Raw genomic sequence first — 11,769 nt, forward strand, 5'->3', positions numbered from 1 at the left:
ATCCAATGGCTGGACCCCAGCGCCGCGGAAGCGGTGCCGGTGGCGGCGAGCGGCGGGACCGGAAGGGCCGTGACGGTGGCGCCAGCGCCGCCGAGAAGACCGCGTACGTCGAGCGCGTCGTCGCGATCAACCGCGTCGCCAAGGTTGTGAAGGGTGGTCGTCGCTTCAGCTTCACCGCGCTGGTCGTGGTGGGCGATGGTGACGGCACCGTCGGTGTCGGATACGGCAAGGCCAAGGAAGTTCCCGCGGCCATCGCCAAGGGCGTTGAAGAGGCCAAGAAGAGCTTCTTCAAGGTTCCGCGTATCCAGGGCACCATCCCTCACCCGATCCAGGGCGAGAAGGCTGCGGGCGTCGTTCTGCTCAAGCCCGCTTCCCCCGGTACCGGTGTGATCGCGGGTGGCCCGGTGCGCGCCGTTCTGGAGTGCGCCGGCGTTCACGACATCCTGTCGAAGTCGCTCGGTTCTTCGAACCCGATCAACATCGTGCACGCGACCGTGGCGGCCCTTCAGGGCCTGCAGCGTCCCGAGGAGATCGCGGCTCGCCGTGGTCTGCCCCTCGAGGACGTCGCCCCCGCGGCTCTGCTTCGTGCACGTGCGGGAGCGGGTGCGTAATGGCTCGCCTCAAGATCACGCAGACGAAGTCGTACATCGGCAGCAAGCAGAACCACCGCGACACCCTGCGTTCGCTCGGGCTCAAGCGCCTGCACGACGTAGTTGTCAAGGAGGACCGCCCCGAGTTCCGCGGAATGGTTCACACCGTCCGCCACCTCGTGACGGTTGAGGAGGTTGACTGACATGGCGGAGAACAACCCGCTGAAGGCCCACAACCTCCGGCCTGCCCCGGGCGCCAAGACCGCCAAGACCCGTGTGGGTCGTGGTGAGGCGTCCAAGGGTAAGACGGCAGGCCGTGGTACCAAGGGTACGAAGGCTCGTTACCAGGTTCCGGAGCGCTTCGAGGGTGGCCAGATGCCCCTCCACATGCGTCTCCCGAAGCTCAAGGGCTTCAAGAACCCGTTCCGCACCGAGTTCCAGGTCGTGAACCTGGACAAGCTCGCGACGCTCTACCCCGAGGGTGGAGAGGTCACGGTGGCCGACCTGGTCGCCAAGGGCGCTGTGCGCAACAACCACCTCGTCAAGGTCCTCGGACAGGGCGAGATCTCCGTGGCACTGCAGGTTTCGGTTGACGCCGTCTCCGGCTCCGCCAAGGAGAAGATCGCCGCTGCCGGCGGCACCGTCACCGAACTCGTCTGAGACAACACGGACAAGTCGGTGGTCTGAACATCCGACCGGGGATGCCTCTCATATGGGGCATCCCCGGTTGGTCGTTCCTAGGGGGGCATGTCCGCCGGTAAGGTGGCGTCCACTTGCTGTGGTAAGTCCTGGGCAAACGCCCGGGATCCTTTGACCGTTACGTAATCGTCGATCCTCAAGACCGTCACCTCTACGCATTGCGCGGGGGTCGCAGGAGGCACCGTGCTCACCGCGTTCGCCCGGGCGTTCAAGACGCCCGACCTGCGCAAGAAGCTGCTCTTCACGCTCGGCATCATCGTGCTCTACCGTCTCGGGGCGCACATTCCCGTTCCGGGGGTGAGCTATGAGAACGTCCAGATTTGTGTTGATCAGGCCAGCAAGGGCAACAACAGCCTGTTCGGTCTGGTGAACATGTTCAGCGGTGGTGCACTGCTGCAGATCACGATCTTCGCGCTCGGAATCATGCCCTACATCACGGCCAGCATCATTCTTCAGCTGCTGACCGTCGTCATCCCCCGTCTCGAAGCCCTCAAGAAGGAGGGGCAGTCGGGCACGGCCAAGATCACGCAGTACACGCGTTATCTGACCGTGGCGCTGGCCATCCTGCAGGGCACCGGCCTGGTGGCAACCGCCCGCAGCGGGGCGCTGTTCAGCGGCTGCCCCGTCGCCGACCAGATCGTGCCGAACCAGTCGATCTTCACGACCGTCGTCATGGTCATCACCATGACCGCGGGAACGGCCGCCGTCATGTGGCTCGGTGAGCTCGTCACCGACAAGGGCATCGGCAACGGCATGTCGATCCTCATGTTCATCTCGATCGCAGCCAGCTTCCCGGGCGCCCTCTGGGCGATCAAGGAGAGCGGCAAGCTCGCCGACGGCTGGATCGAGTTCATCACGGTCATCCTCATCGGCTTCGTGATGGTCGCCCTCGTCGTCTTCGTCGAGCAGGCCCAGCGCCGTGTCCCGGTGCAGTACGCGAAGCGGATGATCGGCCGGCGGTCCTACGGCGGTACGTCCACGTACATCCCGCTGAAGGTGAACCAGGCGGGTGTGATCCCCGTCATCTTCGCTTCTTCGCTGCTCTACATCCCGGCTCTGATCGTCCAGTTCTCCAATTCCCAGGCGGGCTGGGCGACCTGGATCCAGGACCACTTCGTCAAGGGCGACCACCCGTACTACATCGCGACGTACTTCCTGTTGATCGTCTTCTTCGCCTTCTTCTATGTGGCGATTTCGTTCAACCCCGAGGAAGTCGCCGACAACATGAAGAAGTATGGTGGCTTCATCCCGGGTATCCGGGCTGGTCGACCTACCGCTGAGTACCTGAGCTACGTGCTCAACAGGATCACTTGGCCGGGATCGCTGTACCTGGGTCTGATCGCTCTGGTGCCGACGATGGCGTTGGCAGGCTTCGGCGGCGCGAACCAGAACTTCCCCTTCGGCGGGACGAGCATCCTGATCATCGTGGGTGTGGGTCTGGAAACCGTGAAGCAGATCGAGAGTCAGCTCCAGCAGCGCAATTACGAAGGGTTCCTCCGCTGATGCGAATCGTCCTCGTCGGGCCGCCCGGTGCCGGCAAGGGAACGCAGGCTGCGTACCTTGCCAAGAATCTCTCGATTCCGCACATCTCCACGGGCGACCTCTTCCGCGCCAACATCAGCCAGGGCACGGACCTTGGCAAGCAGGCCCGCGCCTACATGGACGCGGGACAGCTGGTGCCGGACGAAGTCACCATCGGAATGGCCAAGGACCGCATGGCTCAGCCGGACGCCGTCAACGGCTTCCTGCTGGACGGCTTTCCGCGCAACGTGGGCCAGGCCGAGGCGCTGGACGAGATGCTCCGGAGCGCGAGCCTCAAGCTGGACGCGGTTCTCGACCTGGAGGTCCCCGAGGACGAGGTGGTCAAGCGCATCGCGGGCCGCCGCATCTGCCGCAACGACAGCGCGCACGTGTTCCACGTGACGTACAACCCGCCGGAGACCGAGGGCGTCTGCGACGCCTGCGGCGGCGAGCTGTACCAGCGCGACGACGACAGCGAAGAGACCGTGCGCACGCGGCTCGAGGTCTACCACACGCAGACCGAGCCGATCATCGACTACTACCGGGCCCAGGGCCTGGTGGTGACGATCTCCGCGCTCGGCAAGGTCACGGACGTGACCGAGCGGGCCATGGAGGCTCTCAAGAGCTCCGACGAGGGCTGAGCCCTCCTGTTCCACCACTGCAGCCGGCCGCGGCGCCTCAGGGCGCCGCGGCCGACTGTTTGCGCCGTATCGTGGAGTACGGCTCCAACCGTTCCCCTTCGTACGCAGAGAGGCGCCGAGCAATGGTGCAGATCAAGACCCCCGAGCAGATCGCGAAGATGCGCGAGGCGGGCCTGGTGGTCGCTGCCATTCACGCGGCCACGCGCGAGGCGGCCGTGCCCGGAGCCACGACGAGGGACCTGGACGAGGTCGCGCGCAAGGTGATCGCCGATCACGGCGCCAAGTCGAACTTCCTGGGCTACGGCGGATTCCCGGCGACGATCTGCACGTCGGTCAACGAGGTCGTCGTCCACGGCATCCCCGACGAGAAGACGGTCCTGAAGGACGGCGACATCATCTCGATCGACGCCGGCGCGATCATCGACGGGTGGCACGGCGACGCGGCGTACACCGCCTTCGTGGGCACCGGTCACGCCCCGGAGCTGGTCGAGCTCTCCCGGGTGACCGAGGAGTCCATGTGGGCCGGGATCGCCGCGATGAAGGTGAACAACCGGCTCGTCGACATCTCCAAGGCCATCGAGTCCTACATCCGCCGCCAGCCCCGGCCGGCCACCGGCAAGTACGGGATCATCGAGGACTACGGCGGCCACGGCATCGGCACCGAGATGCACATGGACCCGCACCTGCTGAACTACGTCTCCCGCAAGCGCGGCAAGGGCATCAAGCTCGTCCCGGGCGTCTGCCTGGCGATCGAGCCGATGGTCTCGCTGGGTACGGCGCAGACGAAGGTCCTCGACGACGAGTGGACGGTCCTGACGACGGACGGATCCCGGTCCTCGCACTGGGAGCACTCGATCGCGCTCACGGAGCAGGGGCCGCTGGTCCTGACCGCTCCGGACTGCGGGCGTGCGAAGCTCGCGCAGTACGGCGTGGAGACGGCGCCGGACCCGCTGGGCTGAGGCCCGCACCCTCACCGGCCCGGGGCGGCCCCGCGGACGGCGTCCGGTGGGCCGCCCCGGGGCGTTCCGGCTGTCCCCGGCGCCGGAAGCGCCAGGACTGTACGGCCCACAGGTGTCTAAGGATCAGCTCGAGTGGGCAAACTTGACGGATTCGTCTTTTGGGGTCGGCTGACGTAGACTGACTCGTCGGCTCTCGTGCATCCGTGTGTCCACATGCGGCGGCCGGAGTCGATCAAGGTAGCCGATTCGAAAGGCGAAGCGTGGCCAAGAAGCAAGGTGCCATCGAAATTGAGGGCACCGTGATCGAGTCCCTCCCGAACGCGATGTTCCGGGTGGAGCTCCAGAACGGTCACAAGGTCCTCGCGCACATCAGCGGCAAGATGCGGATGCACTACATCCGTATCCTCCCGGATGACCGGGTCGTGGTGGAGCTGTCTCCGTACGACCTGACGCGTGGCCGGATCGTCTACCGGTACAAGTAGATCTTGCCGCCACCGTCGCTTCGGCGCGGTGTGGGCACTGACCCGGAGAACCTGACATCCCATGAAGGTCAAGCCGAGCGTCAAGAAGATCTGCGACAAGTGCAAGGTGATCCGCCGTCACGGTCGGGTCATGGTCATCTGCGACAACCTGCGCCACAAGCAGCGCCAGGGCTGACGCACGACCACCTGCATCTCGCAGTTCTTCGCGCGACGCACGTAAACGTACATACGCAGTGCCCGTCCACGCTTCGGCTGACGACACCTCCGGCGGGGGCCGGGGACCCGGGCGTACCACCTCTTCCCATACGGGCGGGGTCGGCGTTCGGGAGTGGTACTGCGGAAGACCCCCGAAATGACAACTGGAGCCATTGAATGGCACGCGTTTCAGGTGTTGACATCCCGCGCGAAAAGCGCGTGGAGGTTGCCCTCACCTACGTCTTCGGCATCGGGCGTACCCGGTCCAAGGAGATCCTCGCCACCACCGGCGTGAACCCCAACACCCGCGTTCGTGACCTGGCCGAAGAGGACCTGGTCAAGATCCGCGAGTACGTGGACGCCAACCTCCGCACCGAGGGTGACCTTCGCCGCGAGATCCAGGGCGACATCCGCCGCAAGATCGAGATCGGCTGCTACCAGGGCATCCGGCACCGTCGCGGTCTGCCGGTCCACGGTCAGCGCACCAGCACGAACGCGCGTACCCGCAAGGGCCCGCGTCGCGCCATCGCCGGTAAGAAGAAGCCGGGCAAGAAGTAGTCCTCAGCGGACGCACTGCGGGTGTCCGGGCCACCGGACGTTCGCAGCAACCAGCGGTCTTCGCTGTAGGACCGATCACCTCCCCTCTCCATCTGGAGTAAAGACATGCCCCCCAAGGGTCGTCAGGGCGCAGCCAAGAAGGTGCGTCGCAAGGAAAAGAAGAACGTCGCTCATGGGCACGCCCACATCAAGAGCACGTTCAACAACACCATCGTCTCGATCACGGACCCCTCGGGCAACGTGATCTCCTGGGCCTCCGCCGGCCACGTCGGCTTCAAGGGCTCGCGCAAGTCCACCCCCTTCGCCGCGCAGATGGCCGCCGAGTCGGCCGCCCGCCGCGCGCAGGAGCACGGCATGCGCAAGGTCGACGTCTTCGTGAAGGGTCCCGGCTCCGGCCGCGAGACCGCGATCCGTTCCCTCCAGGCCACGGGCCTCGAGGTCGGTTCGATCCAGGACGTCACCCCGACGCCGCACAACGGCTGCCGTCCGCCGAAGCGTCGCCGCGTCTGATCCGTCACGGCCGGTGACGGCCGTGCGTCAGTAGCGTGGGTCCGGGCGGTATGTCCCTTCGGGGGCGTGCCGCCCGTACCCTTGTTTTATCTGTCGGGCATCAAATAGTGGGTGCCCACGACTGAAGGATCACCACATGCTTATCGCTCAGCGTCCGTCGCTGACCGAAGAGGTCGTCGACGAGTTCCGCTCCCGGTTCGTGATCGAGCCGCTCGAGCCGGGCTTCGGTTACACCCTCGGCAACTCCCTGCGCCGCACGCTCCTCTCCTCGATCCCCGGTGCAGCTGTCACCAGCATCCGGATCGACGGTGTCCTGCACGAGTTCACCACCGTGCCGGGCGTCAAGGAGGACGTCACCGACCTCATCCTCAACATCAAGCAGCTGGTCGTCTCCTCGGAGCACGACGAGCCGGTCGTGATGTACCTGCGCAAGCAGGGTCCCGGCCTGGTCACCGCTGCTGACATCGCCCCGCCGGCCGGTGTCGAGGTCCACAACCCGGACCTGGTCCTGGCCACGCTGAACGGCAAGGGCAAGCTGGAGATGGAGCTGACCGTCGAGCGCGGTCGCGGCTACGTCTCCGCCGTCCAGAACAAGCAGGTGGGCCAGGAGATCGGCCGGATCCCGGTCGACTCCATCTACTCCCCGGTGCTCAAGGTCACGTACAAGGTCGAGGCGACCCGTGTCGAGCAGCGCACCGACTTCGACAAGCTGATCGTCGACGTCGAGACCAAGCAGGCCATGCGTCCCCGTGACGCCATGGCGTCGGCCGGTAAGACCCTGGTCGAGCTGTTCGGTCTGGCGCGCGAGCTCAACATCGACGCCGAGGGCATCGACATGGGCCCGTCGCCGACGGACGCCGCGCTCGCCGCCGATCTGGCCCTGCCGATCGAGGAGCTCGAGCTCACGGTCCGTTCGTACAACTGCCTCAAGCGCGAGGGCATCCACTCCGTGGGTGAGCTCGTGGCCCGCTCCGAGGCCGACCTGCTCGACATCCGCAACTTCGGTGCGAAGTCGATCGACGAGGTCAAGGCGAAGCTGGCCGGCATGGGCCTGGCGCTCAAGGACAGCCCGCCCGGATTCGACCCGACGGCCGCGGCCGACGCCTTCGGCGCCGACGACGACGCGGACGCCGGTTTCGTGGAGACCGAGCAGTACTGAGTCGCCTCCGGCTCGGGGTGCCTGTCCTTGACGGGTGCCCCGGGCCGGGCGAGGGCTTCGTCCTCAATCGCCGGACGGGCTTGAATACGGGCTGAGGCCCGCATTCGGGTGCGGACGGCCCACGCATACTTCCGTGTGGCGACCGCTTCACGGGAACTGACACCGGTACCTGGTACGGCCGGTGCAGCACACAAGGAGAAAACCATGCCTCAGCCCGCCAAGGGTGCCCGTCTGGGCGGCAGCGCTGCGCACGAGAAGCTTCTTCTCATCAACCTCGCGAAGTCGCTGTTCGAGCACGGCCGCATCACCACGACCGAGGCCAAGGCCCGCCGCCTGCGTCCGGTCGCCGAGCGTTTCATCACCAAGGCGAAGAAGGGCGACATCCACAACCGTCGCCTGGTGCTGCAGTCGATCACGGACAAGGGCATCGTGCACACGCTCTTCACCGAGATCGCCCCGCGGTACGAGAACCGCCCCGGTGGTTACACCCGCATCACGAAGATCGGCAACCGTCGTGGCGACAACGCCCCGATGGCCGTCATCGAGCTCGTCGAGGCCCTGACCGTGGCGCAGGCCGCCACCGGTGAGGCCGAGGCCGCGACGAAGCGTGCGGTCAAGGAAGACGCCCTCAAGAAGGACGAGGCTCCGGCCGAGACCGTCGAGGACGCCAAGCCGGCCGACGCCGCTGCTGAGGAGTCCAAGGACGCCTGAGCGTCCTTGGACCCCGGTACGGGTCCGCACCACCCTTCGGGGCGGTGCGGGCCCGTTCTGTTTTGAGAGGATGCGCGGGTGAGTGACGAAGCAGAGCCCGGATTCGTACGGGTACGGCTGGACCTTTCGTACGACGGGAAGGACTTCTCGGGCTGGGCGAAGCAGACCAGCAGGCGCACCGTGCAGGGCGAGATCGAGGACGCGCTGCGGACCGTGACGCGGTCCTCGGTGACGTACGACCTGACGGTCGCGGGGCGCACCGATGCCGGGGTGCACGCGCGGGGGCAGGTGGCGCACGTCGACCTGCCGGCCGCGGTGTGGGCCGAGCACGAGGAGAAGCTCCTGCGGCGGATGGCGGGGAGGCTGCCGCTGGACGTGCGGATCTGGCGGGCGGCCCGGGCACCGGCGGGGTTCAACGCCCGCTTCTCCGCACTGTGGCGCCGCTACGCGTACCGGGTGGGGGACCGGCCGGGCGGGGTGGACCCGCTGGTGCGGGGTCATGTGCTGTGGCACGACCGGCCGTTGGACGTGGACGCGATGAACGAGGCGGCCGCACTGATGGTGGGTGAGCACGACTTCGCGGCGTACTGCAAGAAGCGCGAGGGCGCCACGACCATCCGCACGCTGCAGAAGCTGCACTGGCTGCGGGACGAGGCGTCGGGGGTCCTGACGGCGACCGTGCAGGCCGACGCCTTCTGCCACAACATGGTGCGGGCACTGATCGGCGCGGCGTTGTTCGTCGGGGACGGCCGTCGGCCGCCCGGGTGGCCCGCCGAGGTGCTGGCGGCGAAGGTGCGGGACCCGGCGGTGCACGTGACCCGCCCGCACGGGCTGACGCTGGAGGAAGTGGCCTACCCGGCGGACGAGTTGCTGGCGGCCAGGGCCGAAGAGGCCCGGAACGTCAGGACGTTGCCGGGGGCCGGCTGCTGCTGACCCTTCGGTGGCGCAGTGCGCGGCGCAGCTTGGCCGCGAAGTACAGGGCGACGAAGGTCGCGGCGGCGGAGCGGAACCAGCCGATGTCGGGGGTCCACCAGGCGTACACGGCCGCCGCGGTGAACACCAGCAGCCCCAGGGCGCGCAGGATCCACCACCGGGCCGGGTGGGGTGCGGCCGGTGCGGGGGTCCCGGGGTGGACGCCGTCCTTCGTGGTCATGGTGTCCCGCATGCCTGCCAGGAACCCCCGCCGGGCCAGGACCCGGGCTCCCGGGAGAGCGGCGAGGACCTCCTGGTCGCCGCCGTACCCCGGGGGCAGCGGCGGGAGGCCCAGGGCGGCGACGAGCGCGCTCTGGTAGCGGGCCGGGTCGCCGGCGGCGCGCAGGATGTGGGCCAGGGGCCGGGGGTCGGGCAGGCCGTAGGTGCGGGCCAGGGCCGCGGCCGTGGCGGTCGCCTCAGCGTGGTCGACGGCCGGGGCGGCCGTCTCCCAGGAGTGGGACGCCACCTTCCTCCCCCGGTGCAGGAGGGCGAAGCTGCTGCGCTCGGGGGTGCGGTGCAGGACCAGGGCCGGCCAGTCCTCGCCGGTCGTGAAGTTGTCGGCGGCGGAGGTGAGCGGGTCCTCGGGGAGCAGGGCGGCGCGTGTGCCGCGTACCGGGTCCGGGACGATCTCGACGTAGGTGTGGCTGTTGCCCGCCGGAGCGGTCCGCAGGCTGTGGCCGCAGATCAGTGCGGCCTGGGCGACCTCGGCGGGGCCGGTGGCGGCGATGGCGACCGACCGGGGCGCCTGCTCCTGCTCCCAGGCCGGGGTGTCGCCGGCCGGGGGCTTGGGCGAGGGTCTGAAGAAGGGGACCTTCATCGCCAGCTCGACCCGGGTGTCGGAGCGGGCCTCCAGGAACTCGGCACGGGCGTCGCCGAAGTAGGTCCACGGGAACGTGGTGGCGTGCACGCCGATGGAACGGAAGGCGGCGAGCGCCTCCTCGTAGCGGTTCATCGACCACAGGACCAGGGCCAGGTGGTTGCGGAAGCCGGCCGCCTCCCGGTCCCCGGGCGCGTAGGCGTCGGAGAGCGCCTGGGCCCGGGTCACCGCGGCTTCGGTACGGGGGGTGTACAGGTCGGGCTCGTCCACCTCGTCGTCCGAGATCAGGTACTCCACGACGGCCTGGAGCGGCAGGGCGTGCAGCTTGGAGCCGGGCGGTGCCTGGTCGGCCGCCTCCTCGGCGAAGGCGAACATCTCCTCGTGCGAGCCGTACCACTTGCGGCACAGGTACTGGAGCGCCTGGACGTGGCAGCCCTCGTGGTGCGGATCGCGGTCGTTCGCCTCGGCCAGGTAGGAGTGGAAGACCTCGCGCGGGGCCTGGATGCCCCGGGCCTGGGTCAGGGCGATGCGCCACGGCACGGGGTCGTCGGGGTTCATCTCCGCAGCCGCGGAGATGACCGGCACGGCGTCCCGCAGCAGGGCGTGGAACGCCTGGAACTGGTCGTGCTCGACATGCCGGGCCCGGGCCCCCGTGCGGATCTTCCAGGCTTGGTAGACGTACTGGTCGGCCTTGACCAGTACGGCGTCGGGGTCCTCCGGCGACTCCTCCAGCCAGCTGTCCAGCCAGCCCGGGTGGTGCAGCGAGGCGCGGGCGAGCCCGGAGACGCACGCGTCCCTGCGCTCCCACTGGGCGTGCTCGCGGGTCGCGGCGAGCAGCTCGGCCGCCGGGGCGTGGTCACCGGCGGCGGCCGCGGTGAGTGCCGCCCGCAGCGAGGGGTCCGCGGCGTCGAGGACGACGGCTTCGTCGGGCGGCAGGTCGGCGCCTATCGCATCGCTGTGGCGCAGGACGCGCGGGATGGTGAACAGGGCGGTCAGACGCACGGCGGCGGAGTCCTCGGGACAGGGGAGGGGACGGGACGGGCGCGTGGGGGGACGGGCGGGCGGTGCCCGGCGGTCAGGTGGTGGGGGCCGCGGCGGCGGCCGATGCCTGGACCTCGCCGCGGTGGTGGATCTGGCGGAACGTGAAGTCGGTCAGGTCGTCGCCGACCGCGAACACGCCCTTGTCCGCCTTGGTGACGTTCTTGCCGCTGGTGAAGCCGCCGACGGTGAAGTAGGCGTAGCGGCCGTAGGAGTTGGCGGTGCGCCGGCAGATCGATCCGCCCCGGCAGAAGGTGGGGACGCCCGCGCCCTCGAGTGAGGCGATGCCGCCGGTCGCCTGCTGGGCCGCCTTCTTCGCCTCGGCCTCGGTGCCGAACACGGCGAGTCCGACGGTGACCGCCACGCCGTCCTTGCTGTAGGTGGCCCGGATGACCTGGTCGCAGCCGTTGCCCGTGAGGATGGGGCCGAGGGCGCCCTGGGTGGTCGCGGCGCAGCTCGTGGTCCGGTTCGTCGCTCCCTTGGCGTACACGCGGTCGCCCATCGTCAGCTTCCTGCCGGGGAAGAAGGCGTCGACGGTGACCGGAGCCCGGTCCTTCCCGGCGTCGCCTATGTAGTCCCTCGGGTCCGGCGGAGGCGCCGGGGCCACCGAGGAGAAGGAGGGCTGCGGCACGGAGGGGTCCGAGGGCAGGTCCGCGGGTCCCGGCAGCTCGCTCGCGTTCGTGCGCGGCTCGGACTTCCCGCCGGTCGTGATGACGGCCGTGGCCACGATCGCGGCCACGGCCGCCGTGGCCACGGCGCCGCCGCCGATCATCAGCCACTTCCTGCGCCGGCTCCGCGCCGCCGACTCCTCGGCCAGCGCCGCCCAGTCCGGAGTCCCGCTGTCTCCCGGCCCCCAGGAGGGCCCCCCTTGCCCAAAGCTCATGCGGCGAATCCTAGACCGACCGTTAACCGGTTGG

Annotated in this window: 15 protein-coding genes; 13 read left to right on the plus strand and 2 right to left on the minus strand. The window is 68.6% G+C overall.

What is annotated here, in order from left to right:
* The first annotated feature begins 5 nt into the window (after positions 1–5).
* The 13 genes from rpsE (at position 6) to truA (ending at position 8,958) form a co-directional block, all read left to right on the plus strand.
* Positions 6–611, plus strand: a complete 606-nt coding sequence (gene rpsE, locus OG927_RS19835; protein ID WP_056796577.1) for a 30S ribosomal protein S5 — start codon at positions 6–8, stop codon at positions 609–611.
* Positions 611–793: a 50S ribosomal protein L30 gene (gene rpmD, locus OG927_RS19840; protein ID WP_018550611.1), complete on the plus strand. Its 183-nt coding sequence runs from the start codon at positions 611–613 to the stop codon at positions 791–793. Before rpsE ends, rpmD begins: the two co-directional genes overlap by 1 nt.
* Before the next feature lies 1 nt (position 794).
* Positions 795–1,250, plus strand: coding sequence for a 50S ribosomal protein L15 (rplO, locus tag OG927_RS19845; protein WP_056796574.1), 456 nt, complete (start codon positions 795–797; stop codon positions 1,248–1,250).
* A gap of 222 nt (positions 1,251–1,472) precedes the next feature.
* Positions 1,473–2,792: a preprotein translocase subunit SecY gene (gene secY / locus OG927_RS19850; RefSeq protein WP_056796571.1), complete on the plus strand. Its 1,320-nt coding sequence runs from the start codon at positions 1,473–1,475 to the stop codon at positions 2,790–2,792.
* The gene (locus OG927_RS19855; protein WP_056796569.1) at positions 2,792–3,451 is read left to right on the plus strand and encodes an adenylate kinase; all 660 of its coding nucleotides are present in this window, start codon (positions 2,792–2,794) and stop codon (positions 3,449–3,451) included. The genes secY and OG927_RS19855 overlap by 1 nt, the downstream gene beginning before the upstream one ends.
* A 122-nt stretch (positions 3,452–3,573) precedes the next feature.
* Positions 3,574–4,410 carry a type I methionyl aminopeptidase gene (map, locus tag OG927_RS19860; RefSeq protein WP_330320562.1) on the plus strand — a complete coding sequence of 279 codons (837 nt, stop codon included), beginning with the start codon at positions 3,574–3,576 and terminating at the stop codon, positions 4,408–4,410.
* Positions 4,411–4,670: 260 nt separating this feature from the next.
* Positions 4,671–4,892, plus strand: a complete 222-nt coding sequence (gene infA / locus OG927_RS19865; protein ID WP_014047798.1) for a translation initiation factor IF-1 — start codon at positions 4,671–4,673, stop codon at positions 4,890–4,892.
* Between the two features lie 61 nt (positions 4,893–4,953).
* Complete coding sequence (gene rpmJ, locus OG927_RS19870) at positions 4,954–5,067, plus strand: 50S ribosomal protein L36 (RefSeq protein WP_003956441.1); 114 nt, start codon at positions 4,954–4,956, stop codon at positions 5,065–5,067.
* Between the two features lie 197 nt (positions 5,068–5,264).
* Positions 5,265–5,645, plus strand: coding sequence for a 30S ribosomal protein S13 (gene rpsM / locus OG927_RS19875; protein WP_014047799.1), 381 nt, complete (start codon positions 5,265–5,267; stop codon positions 5,643–5,645).
* Between the two features lie 105 nt (positions 5,646–5,750).
* The gene (rpsK, locus tag OG927_RS19880; RefSeq protein ID WP_003956432.1) at positions 5,751–6,155 is read left to right on the plus strand and encodes a 30S ribosomal protein S11; all 405 of its coding nucleotides are present in this window, start codon (positions 5,751–5,753) and stop codon (positions 6,153–6,155) included.
* Positions 6,156–6,291: 136 nt separating this feature from the next.
* The gene (locus OG927_RS19885; protein WP_003966937.1) at positions 6,292–7,314 is read left to right on the plus strand and encodes a DNA-directed RNA polymerase subunit alpha; all 1,023 of its coding nucleotides are present in this window, start codon (positions 6,292–6,294) and stop codon (positions 7,312–7,314) included.
* 204 nt (positions 7,315–7,518) lie between these two features.
* On the plus strand, positions 7,519–8,025 hold the full coding sequence (gene rplQ / locus OG927_RS19890) for a 50S ribosomal protein L17 (protein WP_056796563.1): 507 nt from the start codon (positions 7,519–7,521) through the stop codon (positions 8,023–8,025).
* A 78-nt stretch (positions 8,026–8,103) separates the two neighbouring features.
* Positions 8,104–8,958 (plus strand): tRNA pseudouridine(38-40) synthase TruA, encoded by an 855-nt coding sequence (gene truA, locus OG927_RS19895; protein ID WP_330320563.1) that lies wholly within the window; start codon positions 8,104–8,106, stop codon positions 8,956–8,958.
* Here truA and OG927_RS19900 read toward each other — a convergent pair.
* Together OG927_RS19900 and OG927_RS19905 are read right to left on the minus strand one after the other, a co-directional pair.
* Positions 8,927–10,816, minus strand: a complete 1,890-nt coding sequence (locus OG927_RS19900; RefSeq protein WP_330320564.1) for a hypothetical protein — start codon at positions 10,814–10,816, stop codon at positions 8,927–8,929. The two genes, truA and OG927_RS19900, sit on opposite strands and share 32 nt — an antisense overlap.
* A 73-nt stretch (positions 10,817–10,889) precedes the next feature.
* Positions 10,890–11,735: a hypothetical protein gene (locus OG927_RS19905; RefSeq protein WP_124281383.1), complete on the minus strand. Its 846-nt coding sequence runs from the start codon at positions 11,733–11,735 to the stop codon at positions 10,890–10,892.
* Between the last annotated feature and the right edge of the window lie 34 nt (positions 11,736–11,769).

Origin of the sequence: Streptomyces clavifer, assembly GCF_036345975.1 — a bacterium.
In the GTDB taxonomy this organism is placed as follows: domain Bacteria; phylum Actinomycetota; class Actinomycetes; order Streptomycetales; family Streptomycetaceae; genus Streptomyces; species Streptomyces clavifer.

Excerpts from the sequence above, each read along its gene's own strand:
- rpsE (WP_056796577.1), top strand. The coding sequence starts at position 6 with ATGGCTGGACCCCAGCGCCGCGGAAGCGGTGCCGGTGGCGGCGAGCGG.
- rpmD (WP_018550611.1), top strand. The coding sequence starts at position 611 with ATGGCTCGCCTCAAGATCACGCAGACGAAGTCGTACATCGGCAGCAAG.
- rplO (WP_056796574.1), top strand. The coding sequence starts at position 795 with ATGGCGGAGAACAACCCGCTGAAGGCCCACAACCTCCGGCCTGCCCCG.
- OG927_RS19855 (WP_056796569.1), top strand. The coding sequence starts at position 2,792 with ATGCGAATCGTCCTCGTCGGGCCGCCCGGTGCCGGCAAGGGAACGCAG.
- map (WP_330320562.1), top strand. The coding sequence starts at position 3,574 with ATGGTGCAGATCAAGACCCCCGAGCAGATCGCGAAGATGCGCGAGGCG.
- rpmJ (WP_003956441.1), top strand. The coding sequence starts at position 4,954 with ATGAAGGTCAAGCCGAGCGTCAAGAAGATCTGCGACAAGTGCAAGGTG.
- rpsM (WP_014047799.1), top strand. The coding sequence starts at position 5,265 with ATGGCACGCGTTTCAGGTGTTGACATCCCGCGCGAAAAGCGCGTGGAG.
- rpsK (WP_003956432.1), top strand. The coding sequence starts at position 5,751 with ATGCCCCCCAAGGGTCGTCAGGGCGCAGCCAAGAAGGTGCGTCGCAAG.
- OG927_RS19885 (WP_003966937.1), top strand. The coding sequence starts at position 6,292 with ATGCTTATCGCTCAGCGTCCGTCGCTGACCGAAGAGGTCGTCGACGAG.
- rplQ (WP_056796563.1), top strand. The coding sequence starts at position 7,519 with ATGCCTCAGCCCGCCAAGGGTGCCCGTCTGGGCGGCAGCGCTGCGCAC.
- OG927_RS19905 (WP_124281383.1), bottom strand. The coding sequence starts at position 11,735 with ATGAGCTTTGGGCAAGGGGGGCCCTCCTGGGGGCCGGGAGACAGCGGG.